Source organism: Paenibacillus alginolyticus DSM 5050 = NBRC 15375, from assembly GCF_000422905.1.
GTDB classification, from domain to species: Bacteria; Bacillota; Bacilli; order Paenibacillales; family NBRC-103111; genus Paenibacillus_E; species Paenibacillus_E alginolyticus.
Map to the genome: position 1 here is coordinate 1 of NZ_AUGY01000078.1, position 17,233 is coordinate 17,233.

Consider the following 17,233-nt stretch of genomic DNA (forward strand, 5'->3'; position numbering starts at 1 on the left):
TGCTCTTCTGTCAAGAAAGTGGACACTCCTAATTTTCAGGCAGTGCGTCTATAATACTGCTGCTCAAAGCGTAGAGGGGACACATAGCCTAGCGTACTGTTGGATCTTTTGCGGTTGTAAAATAATTCAAGGTAACGATACAGCTTCTCATAGGCTTCCTGCTTCGTTTTGAATGTCGGGGTGCAGTAAATAAGTTCGCGCTTTAAAATGCTATGAAATGCCTCGATACAGGCATTATCATAGCAGTTCCCTTTACGACTCATGCTAGCTCTCATTCGATAGGTTTTGAGCTGTTTACGGTAGTCACTGGACGCGTACTGAGCGCCACGATCAGAATGATGAATAAGATTCTTTTTAGGCTTCTTTGCGCGATAGGCTTGTTTTAATGCGTCTAGCACGAGGTCTGTCGTCATGCTGTCGCTCAGTTTCCAGCCTACAATCTGTTTCGTATACAGATCCATTACGCTTGCTAAGTACAGTTTTCCTTCACGACAGGGAATGTAGGTAATGTCAGCTACCCATTTTTCATTGGGTTTTGTCGCTGAAAAGTCTTGCTCGAGTACATTTGGAGCGATGGGTTCATTGTGTTTCGAATCCGTTGTTGTTACTCTGAATTTCTTTGACATACAAGAGCGAAGGCCTTGTTCACGCATGATCTTGCCGACAGTACGCTCAGATACCCGCAATTCTTCCTTTTTAAGTTCATTCCAGATCCTTGGACTTCCGTACCGTTGATCAGAGTCCTTAAAGTGAAACTTAATCCGCTCTGTTAGCATCTCTTTGTGTTTTTGCTGTTCGGACGGTGCTGCCGTACGCCATTTGTAATAGCCGCTCCTGGATACTTTAAGCACGCTGCACATCTTCTCCACTGGAAACTCAGAGCGATGATCTTCAATGAATTGAAACCTTAATTCTTTGGTTTGCTGAAGATGTGCACCGCCTTTTTTACGATAGCCAATTCCTCTTCTACATCAGCTAAACGGCGGTCTTTCTGACTCAGTTCACGTTCTTTTTCTTTCAACAGTTGCTCGAGTTCTCGAACCCGTTCACTTTGATTGACGGATTCATTTTTAAACTCGCGGTATTTTGCTTTCCAAGCATGTAGCGTTTTCGCAGGTATGTCCAGTTCGAGTGCAATCTCCTCTACAGACTTTGTCTGCTCTTGCAAATACTTTGCTGTTTGACGTCTAAATTCTTCATTGAATGATCTCCGCTGCCCACTCATGTGAACACCTCCTAGTTATGATTATTATCTAATTCTCTTAGTGAGGTGTCCACTTCTTATTCTAGGTGCAGTTTTCCAGTTAGATGACCGTTTCGAGCAATTAACGCCAAATGAACAGGAGGAATCCTGTTAGATTTCGCTCCGTATCGAAACAAAATAGAGGCTGCTCGCTAGGTTATTGACCTTTTGAGTCAGCCTCTTTGTTTTGTTGGGTTCATATGATATCTCAGAACGGAAAAATGTACGTATTATTCCGAAGTGTATCTATTAGAAAATTGAATCTTGTAGTATAAATATAGAAAGCGCTATCAGGGGGGCAACTAGAGCTTTGAGCAGAAGTCGAAGCATGTTGCATACAATTAAATCGAATGAATTTAAATAAAAGTGAGGAGATAGAAAAATGAAGCTTCAATATTTCTCAGCAGCAGAAAAGTGGACAGAGGCGCTGCCCATTGGTAATGGCCGACTCGGTGCCATGATATTTGGTGGGGTGATGAACGAACATTTGCAATTAAATGAAGACACATTGTGGTCCGGTTCCCCAAAGGAAGGCAACAATCACAGAGCCAAAGAAGTACTTCCAGAAGTCCGCCGTCTTCTCATGGATAGTAAATTTATAGAAGCAGATAAGCTGAGTAAGGAAATGTTGGGTCCGTACACACAATCCTATATGCCGCTTGGCAACTTGCACCTTAAGTTTGATCACGGAGATCTTTATCAATCTTATCAACGGAGCCTATCTCTTCAAGAAGGAATATCTCGTGTGGAGTATCGGATTGGCAATGTTACATACAGCCGGGAAATGTTTGCTTCCCATCCGGACCAAGTGATTGTGCTTCGTTTGCAAGCAAGCAAAACGGGGATGTTGAACCTGCATATTAAGCTGGATAGTCAGCTCAATTATCGAACGGATACATTTGAAAATGATCTGCTGCTTAAGGGAACTGCACCTGAACATGTGGATCCGAATTACTATGCGACCGATAATCCGGTTGTATACGGTGATCCTATAACTGCAGAAGCGATACGTTTTGAAGCTCGTCTAGGGGCAGTGTTGGATGACGGTAAGCTGCAAGTCGATCATGACGGCATGCATATTCTTGGAGCTACGGGAGTCACTCTCTATTTCGTGGCAGAGACTAGCTTTAACGGTTATGACAAATCGCCAGGCAGACAGGGGAAGGATCCTGAGCCTCTTGTTGCCCGAGCGCTGGAGTTGGTGAAGGCGCAATCGTATGATTCACTGCGACGCAAACACATTGAGGATCATCAAGCTCTATTTAATCGGGTAGAGCTTAGCTTGGGTGAAACCGTTGCGCCAGCCGATTTATCGACGAAAGAGCGGATATCCGAATATGGGGCTAAGGATCCCGGACTGGTTGAGCTCTTATTTCATTATGGCCGTTATCTGATGATTGCCAGCTCTCGTCCAGGCACGCAACCGGCTAATTTGCAGGGCATTTGGAATAAAGAAATACGGCCGCCGTGGAGCAGCAACTATACGCTTAACATTAATGCACAAATGAATTATTGGATGGTAGAAACCTGCAATCTTGCGGAATGCCATGAGCCTTTCCTCCATTTTATCGGAAGATTGTCGCAGAACGGAAAGAAAACAGCAGATGTCAATTATGGGGCTCGTGGCTGGACGGCACATCATAATACGGATATTTGGTGCCAAGCCTCACCTGTAGGTGATTATGGTCAAGGAGATCCTGTTTGGGCTTTATGGCCGATGGGGGGACCCTGGACAACACAGCATTTATGGGAGCACTATGCATTTGGCAAGGATGACACTTTCTTGCGCAATTATGCTTATCCTATTATGAAAGAAGCAGCGCTTTTTTGCTTGGATTGGTTGGTAGATGACGGTTCTGGCCGATTAATTACCATGCCATCTACGTCTCCGGAACACAAATTTGTGACCGCAGAAGGAAAAGCAGGTGTTAGTGCGGCAGCCACTATGGATATGTCAATCATTTGGGATTTGTTTACAAATTGTATAGAAGCATCAGACATTTTGCAAATGGATGCTGACTTCCGTCTAGAATTGGAAGATGCGCGAAGTCGCTTATTTCCGATGCAAATCGGCAAATATGGCCAGCTTCAGGAGTGGTCTCAGGATTTCGAGGACGAAGATAAGCATCATAGGCATATCTCCCATTTATTCGGCGTTTATCCTGGCCGTCAGTTGACACAGCATACAACACCGGAGTTATATGCTGCAGCGCAGCAATCCTTGAATAGGCGCGGAGATGAGGGGACGGGATGGAGTCTCGGCTGGAAAGTGGGATTATGGGCCCGATTTGGAGATGGAAACCGGGCGCTAGACCTTATTGCCAATCTGCTTAGGCTTGTTAAAGATGATACGGAAAATTATCAAACGGGCGGTATTTATGCGAATTTGTTTGATGCACACCCCCCGTTTCAAATTGACGGCAATTTTGCCGCGGCATCTGGAATAGCTGAACTTCTGCTGCAATCACATCAGGGTTATCTTCAATTGCTTCCCGCTTTGCCTGATGCTTGGCCGACAGGCTTCGTTAAAGGCTTAAGGGCACGCGGAGGATTTGAGGTGAGCATAAAATGGGATAAGGGCGAGATTGTTGAAGCGGAGATTTATTCGCATTCTGGAGGACTTTGCAGCGTTCAGATCGATGCTTTGGTTAAGAGTGAATTTCAAACGGTGATAGGAAAACGATATTCGCTTTCATTGAATCCGTTGACCGTTCAAGAACATTGAATGTAGAAGGGCAACAAGGATTGGAAAAAGACACCCCATGCTGTATGCTGCATGCTAGGTGTCTTTTTTAACATCAGTCTATTGCAATCCCCCTTGTACCGCACGTGTTAGTTGAGCCGGGGAGGGAGGAATGTACGCCAAGCAAATGTGTTTGCATGAAAAAACCGGACCCTTACAAGGGAATCCGGTTCTCTGACATCAACTGCTTTATTAATCACTGTAGAATTGCGACAGTCTTCTCAAGAAAATCGAACTTGCAAGTCCTTAGATTGATTAATCAGTAGGCTTAAGCAGACCATACTCCACCCATTCTTCCAGTGAAGGACCATACATGCCAGGTACTTTCAGACCTGCTTGACGCATTAGAACCGTCATTTGACCGCGATGGTGTATCAGATGACAATTTAAGATATAAAGCGTTAATCCATTCGACCATTTTTCTCTATGTATATCTTTTATTTCTTTTAATGATTCGTCTGTCCATTGCTCTTTTATTGCGGTAATCATGGATTCACTTGACTGACGAAAGCTATTCGCTATTTCCTTTGCAGAAGAGGGAACCTGGCTCCCATGCCCACCCACTGCATCAAATTTTAATCCGGTTTTAGATATCAGATCATGCAAAGAAGTAAAGATTTTCAACTTTTGACCTTCGTTCACATATGTTGCAGCCCGATGCGATTGCCTTCACTGTCAATAAACATGCCTAAGTACCCAGCGTTATTTCCAGCATATGTTTTCTCCATAATAACTTGTCCACCAGCTTCATGTACGCGTAATAGAATTGTTGCCAGGTCTGGGCTTCCATCCAGGTATACAGTGAGACCCTCTGTAGATGGTTTGTGATTCGGTCCCTGTACTAAAGCTCCACCATTAAACTGCTCCCGAACCGGGAAAAATGCGTATTCGGAATCATCCATCGGAACCACTTGCATTTCACACTGAAAAATCTGCTCGTAAAAAGTTTTTGCCCATTTCAAATTCACTACTGGAATCTCAACCCAAATAAACAAACGTTGTAACATTTTTCAACCTCCATAGACTATAATTTGAATGCGTTTAGCTATTCATAAATATAGACGAATGAGCTGTTCAAAAATCATCGGTACGTCTAAATAAAAGCACGATAGTTGCTACTTCGATACTGACTGGTAAATTTTACTCGTCAGATTGCTTACTGATGGCTGGCCTCGCGTCTAATTGTGTTGGAAGACCAAACCGAGAATACAAGGCTGTATCTATAAAGGTGTGAATATGACCGATTTTTCCATCTTTAATCTCAAGCACATGTATGCCCCACGGTTTCAAAGTCCCATCGGGTCCATCAGGTGCATATTGGGCATAGGCAGGATTTTTACCATTGGCGCTGACCGGAAGGAGCCGGGAACCAAAACAATGGCTTCGCGTGGCTGCATAGAAGGAAGCGAGGTTGGCATGGCCGCGAACCCACATGACGAAAGGCGGCATCGATAAGCTTGCGTTCTCATGAAATAACTCCATTAGCACATCGATATCGTATCGTTCAAAAGCTTCCACGTAACGGGTGAGAAGTTGGCGGTCTGCCTCGGCGTCCATATCCCGAAGCTCATCCGACCGAAGGTTCGCACGAGTCATCGTCGCCCGCGCTCTTTGTAAGGCACTGTTGACAGCCACTGAGGTCATTCCCATTGCTTCCGCAGTTTGTTTGGCCGACCATCTGAGGACATCATTTAGAATGAGCACCGCGCGTTGGCGGGGTGGTAAGGTTTGCAGCAGAGCAATAAAGGACAATCGCAGGGTATCCTTCCGAACTAGAAGATCTACTGGATCGCATGCAGTGTCAGGCACCGGCCAAATCCATGATGTATGGGGTAAAACCGTTCGAGGTTCCACAATCGAAACGGCGGGTCCAGACAGGTCCATTGGAAGTGCACGGCGCTTTGTGTATCGCAGCTTATCTAGACAAACGTTTGTAGCAATGCGGTAAATCCAGGATCTAGGAGAGGCTTCCTGCCTAAATTGGTCCCAACTTTGCCAGGCGCGAATAAGGGTGTCCTGAACAGCATCGTCAGCATCGAAAATTGACCCTAACATTCTGTAACAGTATGAAGTTAGCTCCGTCCTAAACTCTTCGAACAACTCTAGCTCTATAGGCTTTTCGGTCATATTACCTCTATTATGATATTTGAATTTTCTAAGTAAACTCTTCAAACGCTCAGAAGTAGCCGGCGAAGCAGTAAAAATCATAATCTTCAGATCCTGATTACCCGGTGGCTGCAAGGTTACATGCTCAAATTCCATCTCCCCTATGCAAGGATCCTTCCATCGTTTGTGGCAGTCAGCAACCAACTGAACGTCATGTCGCGGCCAATAAGAACGGAACAATTCGCTTATCTGCATAAATTCCTCCGTCAATTTCCCAAATCTCTCGTCTTGCGGGAAGTGCGCGTAATCAGCACGAAACTGTGCAATCATGACCTGCGCTTTGGCATCCCAATCCAGATTATTCGTTCGAAGAGAAGAATCGGTCAAGAAACGTCGCATCCAGTTAGTGTGCTGCCCTGATCCCTTAGAAAATTCCGGCAGGTGAAACACGATTTCTGCTGCTTGATTCCACATCAACAAATCCCAATATCGCCCCAATATGAACGCAGGATTCGGTTCAAGAGCCAGCACCGTGCGCTCCAAACCAGCGCTTACCTCTTGTTCGGGTTTATCTCCCTTCACTTCAGCTGCCTTTGCCAACATGTGAAGATGACGACGTTCATCAACAGACAACTTTAGTGCTTCGGCCAAGCTATCAAGCACTTGTTCGGAAGGATTGATATCTCTGCCCTGCTCCAAAGAGGTATACCATGAAGTACCCATATGGGCAAGCTGGGCTACTTCTTCGCGGCGCAACCCGGGCGTTCGGCGACGCCCGTATGACGGCAGCCCCACTTCCTCTGGAGTAAGGCGTTCTCGACGTGCTCGCAAAAAATCGCCAAGCGATAAGCTAGGAGGGTTCTCTTTCATAGTCTTGTCCCCTTTATCCTGACACTGCCAGTCGTACGATAAGCGCAGGAAGGCAGATGATTCCAGTATATGTAATACTGCAAGTATAGCACCGACAAAACTTAAGGAGGTAATCGAAAATGAATATTTTTGTAACTGGGGCAACAGGAAAAGTAGGAAGCCGCTTTGTACCACGCTTGCTGCAGCGCGGTCATAACGTTAGTGTTTTGGTACGTGATGCGACGAAAGCAGATACGTTTCAACTGCAAGGCACAAATTTGATTGAAGGCGATCTTTTTCAGCCGGAAAATTTCGCTAACGCGCTGAAAGGCGTGGATGTCGTTGTACATCTAGCGGCGCAATTTCGCGGTGTAGACGAAGCAACTGCGCAAATGTCAAACATCGACGCCAGTATCGCTTTGGCGGAAGCTGCCCTGAAGGCGGATGTTCCGCGATTTGTATTTGCAAGCACCAACTTATTGTATGGCGCAGGGAATACTAGCGGACCGAGCCGTGAAAATGACCCTTTGCAGCCTGGATTCCTTTATCCTCAGACCAAAATGGCAGCTGAAGAAGCTTTACTCCAGCTTTATCGTGATAAGGGATTAGGGCTCCGCATCGCACGGTTAGCTTTTGTCTATGGGGAATGCGATCCTCATATTACAGAATTCTTACCGATGATGCGTACATGGCATCCCGCCAAGCGGCTTCACATGGTCCACCATGCGGATGTTAGTCAAGCCCTGCTGCTTGCCGCTTCCACTCCTGGCATAGATGGCCACATCTATAACGTGGCTGATGATTCTCCGATTACGGTGGCAGAGCTGTTTCAGCTTCATCATCAGTCCGAACAATTAGCGGCTGAATCCATACAACAACCGTTCAATCCATGGGACATGATCGTGGATACAAGCCGCATACGGAACGAGCTTAACTATCGTCCAGTTTTCCCTTCATTTTATACAGCAAGAGATGCTGGAGCCTTGTGATTCATTCATCTTTAATGCCCCCGAACCATAAATACAATGACTTTTGGATATACTGGATTTACAAGAGGTGTAATCTGAAGGTTATCAATCTGTATAAATAAAAAAAGTCCCAAGCTTCTTTATACTAGCTTGGGGCTTGATATTATTTATTTTTTCCTGACGGCGTACCTGTTGGCGTTTCCCCTGGGGTAGCGCCTGGTGTTGGCGATACGGAGGGCGTGCCAGTTGGAGTAACGGCTGGCGTTGGCGAAACGGTAGGTTTGACTGATGGTGTTACGCTAGGCGAAGGCGTCATGCTTCCTTCCGGCGATGGAGACGGTGTCTCGATTGCGCCAGGCGTTTGCGTGGGCTCGGGTGTTCTTGTAGCAGAAGCCTTGGGATTCGGAGTAGACGTTGATTTGGGTTTATTGGCATGCTGCTTTTGTATGTCCGCAATATAATCCGGATTGTCGTAAGCACCGCCAGGATCAATCTTCGTCAACCCATCCCAGATATTCGGAACTTGAATCTTATCCGGATGTTCAAAGACGAGCAGGGCGGAAGGCAGTCTGCGTTCGCCATATTTACTGGACGGTTTAGTAATGAGTTGTCCATTTACAACCATCTCGGAGGAAGCTCCGCCGTCAAGGAAGCCAGCGTTGATACATCCCTCTGCCAGCAACAAATCCTGTACTTCCTTCAACGTCGCTCCAATACTGTAAGGAGGTTGACGCCCGTCGATGACCACGAGAATGATGACGCCGTCAGCGCGCTGACCTATGGCTGTCCGCGGGTTGAGACCATCTCCTTCGATCGGTAAAGCTTTACCGTTCGCAATCACGCGCGGATAGAACGACACCGCATCTGTAACATGCATCTGCAACAGTTGGTCAATTGGATATTTACCTATAACTAGCTTTCCTTCTTTCGTGAAGGCAACTACGTGTTGTGGAACGGTTCCGTCCACGCCAGTGTACAATATTTTGCCTCCCGACATGATGACGCCGACCGGAGCAAAACCGTTGCCAAGCCCTTGCGGATCGTCGAAGCCGCCGCCGTTCACTCCGGCAACCGCACCCGTTCGCTGTACCATGGAAGTTATGCGTTCTCCTTGACCTACCGTGTTGGGTACGACAACGCGCAGAGCTCGCGGGTCGTAGACATACATTTTTTTGCCAACCCAACCATGACCCGAGATGTCTTCGACTTTGGTTAATTGACCTTCATGTTTGCGGATCGTAATTGCGCTCAAATCCTGCGGTTCTTTGGCATTTGCATCGCTCATTAAGCCCATAGCGTTGATCATTTCATCGCGTTTCTTGGCACCGACGAAGATCCAAGCCCAGTCGCGGTGTTGCGTTTCGATGACAGTATTAGCCAAAAACATACGGATATTCGTCCCTAGTGGAGTCAAATATAGGAAGCTAGAGCTAAGGAATCCAAGTAGCGCGACTGCGCCCAAAATTCGCTTCAGCCAGCTCCAGCCCTTAATTTGTTTGAACGTAGTTGTTGCAATATTCATGTTAACTCCTCCTCCTATTCTATCGATTTATACCTCTTCTATCTCTCAAAAAAATCTCATTAACTAAATGTTAAATTCAGCAAACCAAATTACATTTTACCACTCTGTATTCTTAATAACATTGGTATTTATTGAAATAAAAGTATTGTATTTACAAAAAAAAGTGTGGAATCCGTATTGTACGGAATTATTGCTTGCCTTTTAAAAACATTAGAGTTATTATGGATTCATAAAGTCTTTAATTGTGGTGCTGAATGAAATATTCGCAGTCGATCGACTATGCGCTTCATGCAATCTGATAACGGCGGCGCCTGATAAGCCTGATGGCGTGCTATTGCTTGCTGAGCTTGTCGAAATTAATCAAGACGGAGTAAGGAACCGTTTTTTTTAAAGTTATTAAAGATATAACTAATCTATTATATCTCTAATGAAATTTCGAAATTTGAAAGGAAGAATCAGAATGACTCACGATTGTGCTATTATCGGCGGAGGACCGGCAGGTCTAAATGCTGCTCTTGTTTTAGGCAGGGCAAGAAAAAATGTGGTCGTTATTGATGAAGGACGCCCGCGTAATGGGGTTACTCGCCAGACCCACGGCTTTCTTACTAGAGATCCTATCAGTCCAAGCGAATTTAGGCGAATTGCGAAGGAACAGATTAGTTCATATCCATCTGTTAACTTTGTGGAGGATACTGCTCTATCGATCACGGGAACCGATGGTGATTTTCAAATTACGACTGCGCGAGGAGAGACCTATCGAAGCAAAAAGCTGCTCTTTGCAGTAGGAATGAAGGACCTCCCGGTGGATATTAAGGGGCTGGCAGACGTATATGGTAAAAGTGCCTTTATCTGTCCGTATTGTGATGGCTGGGAACTAAGAGAGCAACCGCTTGTCTTAATAGTCAAGGGAGCGGATGCATTGCACATGGCCAAAATGATATCAGGATGGACGAATCAGTTAACAATCTGTACCCATGGACCTGATGAATTGACGGATGAACAGCGTGAAGAACTAAATCAACATAACGTTCCAGTATTTGACTCACCGATCCAGACTGTCGAATCCAACGAAGGCATGGTACAGCAAGTTGTTCTGGAGGACGGTACAAGAATCCCATGCACGGGGATATTTTTTAGACCGAAACTTACTACTGGATCAGACCAGCCGCAAGCCATAGGTTGCCAGATTACGGAAGCAGGGACTGTCATCGTCGATAATTTCGGTAAAACGAACGTTTCAGGCGTTTTTAGTGCCGGTGATGCAGCATCACAACTTCATCAGGCCATTATAGCTGCTTCTTTGGGCTCATTGGCCGGTGTGGGCATAAACAATGAATTGAATGAAGAGGCATGGAATAAACCTTTTGAGGGCAATTAGGTGAACATTTTATTGTGTTCATTTCCAAATTCTTTCGATTACTGTAAACACAGGCTGATACCCTGTGTTTTTTTATTTTATAGGAAATTATGATAGATGCCGAAAAAGGACCGTCAGGGTGATCTTCTCAGCCGCTCCTTTACTAAGTAGCCAAGCAATGATTGTCAACCACCTGTGAACATATTCTCTTATATCTGTTTTCCAAACTCAAAACGTACCGCATCACCAGATTATAGCGGAACGTAGAAGCTTTATTTTGCTCAAAACAGCGTATTTCACGTTTTCGCGGAACGAGGATCCTCTATTCCGAGTGCGGTTTTACTGACATTGGAAGGTACAGGACATGAGCTTCACTATGACGACTGGGATTTCATAATCGATTCTAACTCAAATCACACTTCGATACAAAATCAGTTCAGCTAACGAAAAACATAATAATCACAAAGTGGGTTGCTCTGAATATAACAGTATAAAATGGAGTGGATTCGGTGCTGTTTTCAGTAATGCAACTAATTGGTGGAGTCATTCTTTCTTTAGGTTGGGTTCCTCAGATCATACAAATTTTGAAAACAAAATCTGTTGCAGACTTAAGTTTAAAGTCGTACTTACTGATTTTATTGGGGATTAGTCTCATGGAAGCCTATGCTGTTAGTTTGGCAGTAACGGGCGTTGGTTTAGCTTTTTTGATAACTAATACAATGTCATTATGCGTTGTTTTACTAGTCATCATCCTTATTGTACGGTTTCAATCTCATAAATAATAAGGGGTCATTAACTGGGAAAACGATAGGAACATGAGAAACAGGGTGCCAGCATCGGCAGCCTGTTTAACTATCGGGTTAACGTGGTAATTTGCAAAGTATTTTATGGAAATATATGGTGTGTGATATAGTAATAAGAAAAAGAAATTCAAGAAATTCGAAGAACGTTTTATTAATCTACGGTAAATAAGACTGGAGATGCACTAAGTGAAACTGCCGTACAAAGTTGGATATATATTAACAATTTTCTGGTTAATTTTGATTGTGTATGGAATTATTAGTTATGATTCAGACCATGAGGACATAAAGGCTACAATGGTTTTATTCATATCATTTGCAGGACTTATTTTATTCCCGGTTTACTACGTTACTATTTTTCTGTATTACTTTGTATTCAAAAATAGTTCTAAACGAACATAGGAAATACTAATATAACGGAGACTATTTTTTAGCAAAACAAACCAACAAGAAACTTGGATATTAGTTGGCAAAGAAAAAAGAGATGAATTAGTCAAAAAGTTTTATGATAAATACGGAATTGAGTAAGTTTACTAACGTAAATACGAAATACGAAAAAGGGCTGCCACGTGGCAGCCCTTTGCTCTACTAATGGGCAGATTACAGGATTGAATGCCCGAATCATAATCCATATTATGTTATTATTGGATTATGAGATTAGTTATCTTGCTCTGTGAGATTCAATTCCAGCAGGAGTTTCCCCATATTCAGGTACATCGTCAATTAAATATGAAAAAAGCTATCCTGATTTCATTTCAGAGTTAGGATAAAATGGGAAATAGAATATACAAAAAAATATGCAATTCCAGGGAGTACAACGTTAGATTTATTAAACGAATACAGAAAGCAAATTTAGTTACAATCGGCATAGGAGGGAGCAACGATTGACCGGTGACCTTACAGGACAGAGCTGTTGTCTGTACTCGGGTGGTTGCCGTTTTTGCGTACAATCAACATAAATCACATGCAGTCCATTCATTCAAGTAATCTAAAACTCCGCGAACGAGCTAATATTAGCAGGCTGGGTGGCAACAGGATGTTGTAAAAAGAACATGCAAAAAGTGCATCAAATGATGGGGAATGTTCATTTTCGGATGAGAAGATGCATTTTGAAAGAGATGCACAATTTGCATCAAATTGTGCGATGGGCGATGTAGCTTTGATAATTAGATGTTAAGTTCGTTCATTCGAGTCGAAAATACGCACAAAAAGAAATCCTGCACCGAATGAACTGCAAAGTTGAAGGGTTATTATCTATCAGGCCACTTTATCTGATGCTCGGCGTCGATGCATTGCTTTAAAAAGGGCTTTTAGCACTGGTGGCACCACCAGAAAAATAAATAAAGTTCGGAATAGCTGGTAACAGGTTACGAACGAAAGATCGGCGTTCACCTCTTTCGCAATAATCCCCATCTGGTCCATCCCACCCGGAGAAAGGCTTAAAAAGCTGGTCGACAACGGTACCGGATGCAATTGTGTTAGCAAGAGGCTCAAAACAACCGAGCAGATCAGTAATGCAGTCCCGCTTAATAAGGCAAGCAATATAATTTTTAATTTATTCTTCAAATTCTCGGGTTTCAGCATAAGACCAAGATAACCGCCAATCAACAACTGTGAAATGCTCACAAGTGACGATGGAAGGGCAGGCCCTGATAAACCGGACAGATGCAGGATAATCGTTGCAACCATCGGCCCCAATAAAAATGCAGTTGGAAATTTTATCTTTTTCCAGAGAAGAGCACAGGCTGTACATACAACGGCATACACCAAAATGTGAGGAAATAATCCTCCCCAGCTCGCTGCTGCAGCCGATGCTGTATCAGGAAGCGAATGATGAAGTGAGCTTCCGAATAACGGACTAAAAATAAACAAAGGGACAAAGAATATAATCATAATGATCCGGGAAACTTGTAAAAAAGTCACAACCGTTAAATCAATCCCTTTTAGCTCCTCGGCCAAGGCGATCATTTGACTCAGTCCTCCAGGGATACTTCCCATCAATACGGTTGGAAAATTGAGACCCGAAAATTTGGCCACCATCAAAGCAATCAGATACGTACAAACCAAAAGCAACGCGGTAAGCAAGATCATGGAGGGCAATTGTTTTCCAATTTGTTTGAACGTTTCCAGCGTGAACGACAGCCCTAGCATATAACCTATAATAACCATCCCACTATCACGCATCGGACCCGGCCAAACAGGCTTTATTCTTTTGAACAGTCGAGAACCGATAAAAACAACAATCATGGGGCCGAGAAGCCATGGAAGGGGACAATGAATCCATTGGAAAAGGAAACCGCCGATAACTGCAAGAACAATGCTGAACAGAAGTTGTACCCATTTCATATGGAACAAGCGTAGGTCATTCATGATTTTTCACTTCTTTTCGTTTGTTTATGATTTCCTCTGGTTCGAAGTCAATTCATTGATGCGTTGAGGAATATCGCCTCGGAAAACACCGCCATGATAACAAATAATGCTATCAATTTCAAAATCTTTCAATTTCTGTAGCGAGCGGATTGCCTCATCCATATTAGGTGTATTCTCCGGCTTCGGTCCCATCAGTTGGCCTTCTTCAATAAGCAAGGCGTCCCCAGCTATCAGTGTTTTACTTGGTTCGTGATACAGGCAGATATGTCCGGGCGTATGTCCCGGTGTATGAATCACCTCTAGCCCCCCGCCAAAAGGTAATCGTCCCCCCTCCGTCACCACATGGCTGACATTTGCTGGTGTCGAGTTGGAAAATGCAGCCTCAGACTCCAGACGGTGCTTCTCGGGCAAAGATTGAAGAATGGTATGTTTGATGTCGAGGGGCAATTTAAGAAATGGCAACTCGCCGTTAATATATGACATATCGTCTTCATGCGCATACACATTCACCTGCTGACTACTATTTACTATAAATTGCGGCAGACCACCAATATGATCCAGATCCTGATGGGTAAGGATAATCGAATGTGGTTCTGATGCCTCAATACCCGATTGCCGAATAAGATCTATGATTTCCTTGTGAGAGCTCGGCATTCCAGTATCCACAAGCACATAAGAATGGGAATCATGAATCACCGTGGGATAAATAACCATGGATCTTCCGAGTATATCTATCGTTAGTTCCAACATTTCAATACCATCTGCAATTTTCATCGTTCCAAAGCGTTACGCTTTGGTCACCTCCTGCATATTATTAGAGTTAAAACTCATGAGTTCATTATATGACTCGTAAGTTTTGTCTGTCAATTCCTTTATTGACCTCGAAAACGAATAATGTCAGAATAATAAGGGGTGAATGTTATGGAAGAACTCGAAGAAATAAAGAAACAACAAATTTTACATACGGCAATGGCCGTTTTTAAAGAAAAAGGCTATTCCTCCACTTCGATGAAAGAAATTGCAGATGCATGCGGCATGGCTAAAGGGAGCATTTATAAAATATTCGATTCAAAAGAAGATTTATTTACAGCGGTTTTTGAGGATTGTCATAAAATCATGTTCGAACAAGCCAGAGAACTAGATCGTCTTCAAGATAACGTGGCTCCCATGGAGAAATTACGGCGCAAGATTGAATTCCAGCTTCAGTATATGTTTGAAAATCACTTTTTTACTAGCGAATTCAGAGATCTCTCAATCATACATAACGAGAAGTTTATTGTGGCTTGGAAGAATAAGCGAGCTGCTTTGCTTACCTGGCACCGGGATTGTTTCTATGAAGCTTATGGGGATCGTATCGAGGATTGGATCTGGGATATTGTAGCCATATTTAGAGGAATCCAAAGGGAGTATATTGCTTATGCTCATCAAAAGGTGATCGCGCTTCCTATGTCGGAGCTGGCTCTTTTCTTTGTTGAACGAATGGATGCTATTGTACACGATATGATTAGCAATGAAAACAAGCCAGTTCTTAAAGAATCCAATGCCTACTTTAACCATATCAATCCTGTAGATCCGCACACGCAGAAAGAAACGATCCACGCTTTTCTGCATTCCTTTTCCGCCAAGATCCAGGAGCTTCAAAAGACGGAAAGTGCTCGTCAGGAGCTGCAGGAAGTGATCGGTTTGCTGCAGCAGGAACTTAAACGGGAAATTCCCAATAATACCCTGCTGCATGTATATACCACTTTTCTTGAGACGGTTGTTGAACTGAGACCCTATGTAAGGCAGCTTTACTTAATGATTTAACTTTTTTTAATATAAAACGTAGACCCTCAGCCCGTTGCTGTGGGTCTCTTTTTTCTATTCAAAGAAGGGGTTCATCAGGGGCAAAAGTTGATGGAGAACATATCATTTTGTTTACTAGCGTGTCCTAAATTCAACAAAGCAAGGATGTTCCGACAGCCTTTTGCTTATTGTAGTAACGGTTCAGGTTAGGGGTTAACCAATTTACATCCGTTGGGGAATTTAGATGGCAAAAGAAACATATAAAATTATGAATGGATGAGAGTCATAAAATGCAGATAAAGAACAATTATTTTCGTGTGCGTGCGAATATGGTGTATATGATGACCAATAATGAAGTAATGAATCAAATCATTGCCTTTTACATGGACATGAATGGAATGCTCACCTTTGTGGGTTCCTACCCAACTTATGGTAGAGGTACTGGTATAAAAAAAGTTTCCACTGCAACAGCAAACGATGGCATTGACCCCTTAACGTCACAAGGCGCCCTAACTTTGTCCCGTGATGGACGTTTCCTACTTGCAGTTAACGCAGGCAGCCATAGTATCAGTAGTTTCATCATAACCGACAGCGGAGCACCCGTTCTAGTAGATGTAAAGCCATCAGGAGGTGCCCAGCCCAATAGCATAGGTATGTTTGGCAATCTTCTCTATGTTTCCAATGTAGGTAATGCAGCAAACAATTTTGCATCAAATATCACTGGTTTTCACATAAGTGATAACGGAAGCCTTACTCCTATTTCCGGATCCACCCATTCTCTCAGTACTTTCAATGCACAGCCGGCACAGGTTCTCTTCACTCCAGATGGCAGCAAAATTGTTGTCACCGAGTTTACATCAAACCATATCAGTGTATTCCATGTAAATAAAAATGGTACGGTTACAGGACCAATCGTTAATGATTCTTACGGTCAAGGACCGTTGGGCGCTTATTTTCTATCCTCTGGAATCCTCTTAGTTACAGAAGCAGGTTCAAATTCACTGTCATCTTATTCATTGAGCAACGATGGTATCCTTCATGTGATCAGCGGCTCTGTACCAAACGGATATAAGACTGCTTGTTGGGTTGTAACAACGAGGGATGAACGTTTTGCCTACATTACCAACACCTTAAGTGGCACCATCTCAACCTACCAAATCGATCCTAATGGAGCACTGTCGGTGGTAAGGCATATTACCAGTACACCGCCGGATACAGCACCAGGTACTCCGATGGATGTTGGAGTGAGTAGAGATGGACGGCATTTTTACACCCTTAACGGAAATCAAGGTACAGTATCCGTATTTAATATCCAAAATGATGGTAGTCTAGTAAGAATGCAGGTTGCTGCATGGACCAACTTTCCTTACTTTGGGTCGCAAGGATTAGCTGTTCTTTGACGGGTGTGTGTGGGCTACCCGGTGCCGAACAAACCCAACAATCATTCCGAGGGTCGGTAAATGAGAGTTCAATATACAACAGTTAAAGCA

At 43.8% G+C, this 17,233-nt stretch carries 14 protein-coding genes and 1 pseudogene; 7 read left to right on the plus strand and 8 right to left on the minus strand.

Translation table 11 applies throughout. From position 1 onward, the window contains the following. Positions 1–35: 35 nt before the first annotated feature. Both G519_RS0128240 and G519_RS0128245 read right to left on the minus strand, forming a co-directional pair. Entirely contained in the window at positions 36–959 is a 924-nt protein-coding gene (locus G519_RS0128240) for an IS3 family transposase (RefSeq protein WP_127528353.1), read from the minus strand. Next, positions 908–1,225 carry a transposase gene (locus G519_RS0128245; RefSeq protein ID WP_029197543.1) on the minus strand — a complete coding sequence of 106 codons (318 nt, stop codon included), beginning with the start codon at positions 1,223–1,225 and terminating at the stop codon, positions 908–910. Before G519_RS0128245 ends, G519_RS0128240 begins: the two co-directional genes overlap by 52 nt. Positions 1,226–1,625: 400 nt before the next feature. Between G519_RS0128245 and G519_RS44930 the strand changes: the two genes are divergently transcribed. Beyond that, positions 1,626–3,968, plus strand: a complete 2,343-nt coding sequence (locus tag G519_RS44930) for a glycoside hydrolase family 95 protein (protein ID WP_036634027.1) — start codon at positions 1,626–1,628, stop codon at positions 3,966–3,968. A gap of 273 nt (positions 3,969–4,241) precedes the next feature. On the opposite strand, the gene G519_RS44935 is transcribed toward G519_RS44930, so the two are convergent. From G519_RS44935 to G519_RS52505, 3 genes are all read right to left on the minus strand, one after another. Further along, positions 4,242–4,628 carry a DinB family protein gene (locus G519_RS44935; protein ID WP_051253761.1) on the minus strand — a complete coding sequence of 129 codons (387 nt, stop codon included), beginning with the start codon at positions 4,626–4,628 and terminating at the stop codon, positions 4,242–4,244. Beyond that, positions 4,625–4,993, minus strand: coding sequence for a VOC family protein (locus G519_RS0128260; RefSeq protein WP_029197544.1), 369 nt, complete (start codon positions 4,991–4,993; stop codon positions 4,625–4,627). Before G519_RS0128260 ends, G519_RS44935 begins: the two co-directional genes overlap by 4 nt. Positions 4,994–5,126: 133 nt before the next feature. Continuing rightward, positions 5,127–6,962, minus strand: coding sequence for an RNA polymerase subunit sigma-70 (locus G519_RS52505; protein WP_244280254.1), 1,836 nt, complete (start codon positions 6,960–6,962; stop codon positions 5,127–5,129). 119 nt (positions 6,963–7,081) lie between these two features. Here G519_RS52505 and G519_RS0128275 point away from each other — a divergent pair, with 119 nt between their 5' ends. After that, the gene (locus G519_RS0128275) at positions 7,082–7,930 is read left to right on the plus strand and encodes an NAD-dependent epimerase/dehydratase family protein (protein WP_029197545.1); all 849 of its coding nucleotides are present in this window, start codon (positions 7,082–7,084) and stop codon (positions 7,928–7,930) included. A 142-nt stretch (positions 7,931–8,072) separates the two neighbouring features. On the opposite strand, the gene G519_RS44950 is transcribed toward G519_RS0128275, so the two are convergent. Next, positions 8,073–9,431, minus strand: a complete 1,359-nt coding sequence (locus tag G519_RS44950) for a phosphodiester glycosidase family protein (protein WP_051253762.1) — start codon at positions 9,429–9,431, stop codon at positions 8,073–8,075. Between the two features lie 460 nt (positions 9,432–9,891). Between G519_RS44950 and G519_RS0128285 the strand changes: the two genes are divergently transcribed. The 3 genes and pseudogenes from G519_RS0128285 to G519_RS0128290 all read left to right on the plus strand — a co-directional run bounded on the left by G519_RS0128285 (position 9,892) and on the right by G519_RS0128290 (position 11,570). Continuing rightward, positions 9,892–10,809, plus strand: a complete 918-nt coding sequence (locus G519_RS0128285; RefSeq protein ID WP_029197546.1) for an NAD(P)/FAD-dependent oxidoreductase — start codon at positions 9,892–9,894, stop codon at positions 10,807–10,809. 297 nt (positions 10,810–11,106) lie between these two features. After that, positions 11,107–11,232, plus strand: a pseudogene (locus G519_RS52510) (alpha/beta hydrolase); the annotation flags it as partial. 80 nt (positions 11,233–11,312) lie between these two features. Then, positions 11,313–11,570, plus strand: coding sequence for a PQ-loop domain-containing transporter (locus tag G519_RS0128290; protein ID WP_244280258.1), 258 nt, complete (start codon positions 11,313–11,315; stop codon positions 11,568–11,570). Between the two features lie 1,275 nt (positions 11,571–12,845). Here G519_RS0128290 and G519_RS44955 read toward each other — a convergent pair. Next, a complete protein-coding gene (locus G519_RS44955; protein ID WP_244937234.1) occupies positions 12,846–13,958 on the minus strand; it encodes an AbrB family transcriptional regulator in 1,113 nt (370 codons plus the stop codon). Between the two features lie 24 nt (positions 13,959–13,982). Continuing rightward, positions 13,983–14,708 (minus strand): MBL fold metallo-hydrolase, encoded by a 726-nt coding sequence (locus G519_RS0128305; protein WP_244280255.1) that lies wholly within the window; start codon positions 14,706–14,708, stop codon positions 13,983–13,985. Between the two features lie 171 nt (positions 14,709–14,879). On the opposite strand from G519_RS0128305, the gene G519_RS44960 reads away from it, so the two are divergent. After that, positions 14,880–15,764, plus strand: a complete 885-nt coding sequence (locus G519_RS44960; protein ID WP_036634032.1) for a TetR/AcrR family transcriptional regulator — start codon at positions 14,880–14,882, stop codon at positions 15,762–15,764. A gap of 269 nt (positions 15,765–16,033) precedes the next feature. Beyond that, positions 16,034–17,143 carry a lactonase family protein gene (locus G519_RS0128315; protein WP_029197550.1) on the plus strand — a complete coding sequence of 370 codons (1,110 nt, stop codon included), beginning with the start codon at positions 16,034–16,036 and terminating at the stop codon, positions 17,141–17,143. Positions 17,144–17,233: the final 90 nt, after the last annotated feature.

Bases quoted from the DNA above. Each gene is read 5' to 3' on its own strand.
- G519_RS0128245 (WP_029197543.1), bottom strand. From the start codon at position 1,225: ATGAGTGGGCAGCGGAGATCATTCAATGAAGAATTTAGACGTCAAACA.
- G519_RS44930 (WP_036634027.1), top strand. From the start codon at position 1,626: ATGAAGCTTCAATATTTCTCAGCAGCAGAAAAGTGGACAGAGGCGCTG.
- G519_RS0128260 (WP_029197544.1), bottom strand. From the start codon at position 4,993: ATGTTACAACGTTTGTTTATTTGGGTTGAGATTCCAGTAGTGAATTTG.
- G519_RS52505 (WP_244280254.1), bottom strand. From the start codon at position 6,962: ATGAAAGAGAACCCTCCTAGCTTATCGCTTGGCGATTTTTTGCGAGCA.
- G519_RS0128275 (WP_029197545.1), top strand. From the start codon at position 7,082: ATGAATATTTTTGTAACTGGGGCAACAGGAAAAGTAGGAAGCCGCTTT.
- G519_RS44950 (WP_051253762.1), bottom strand. From the start codon at position 9,431: ATGAATATTGCAACAACTACGTTCAAACAAATTAAGGGCTGGAGCTGG.
- G519_RS0128285 (WP_029197546.1), top strand. From the start codon at position 9,892: ATGACTCACGATTGTGCTATTATCGGCGGAGGACCGGCAGGTCTAAAT.
- G519_RS0128290 (WP_244280258.1), top strand. From the start codon at position 11,313: ATGCAACTAATTGGTGGAGTCATTCTTTCTTTAGGTTGGGTTCCTCAG.
- G519_RS44955 (WP_244937234.1), bottom strand. From the start codon at position 13,958: ATGAATGACCTACGCTTGTTCCATATGAAATGGGTACAACTTCTGTTC.
- G519_RS0128305 (WP_244280255.1), bottom strand. From the start codon at position 14,708: ATGTTGGAACTAACGATAGATATACTCGGAAGATCCATGGTTATTTAT.
- G519_RS44960 (WP_036634032.1), top strand. From the start codon at position 14,880: ATGGAAGAACTCGAAGAAATAAAGAAACAACAAATTTTACATACGGCA.
- G519_RS0128315 (WP_029197550.1), top strand. From the start codon at position 16,034: ATGCAGATAAAGAACAATTATTTTCGTGTGCGTGCGAATATGGTGTAT.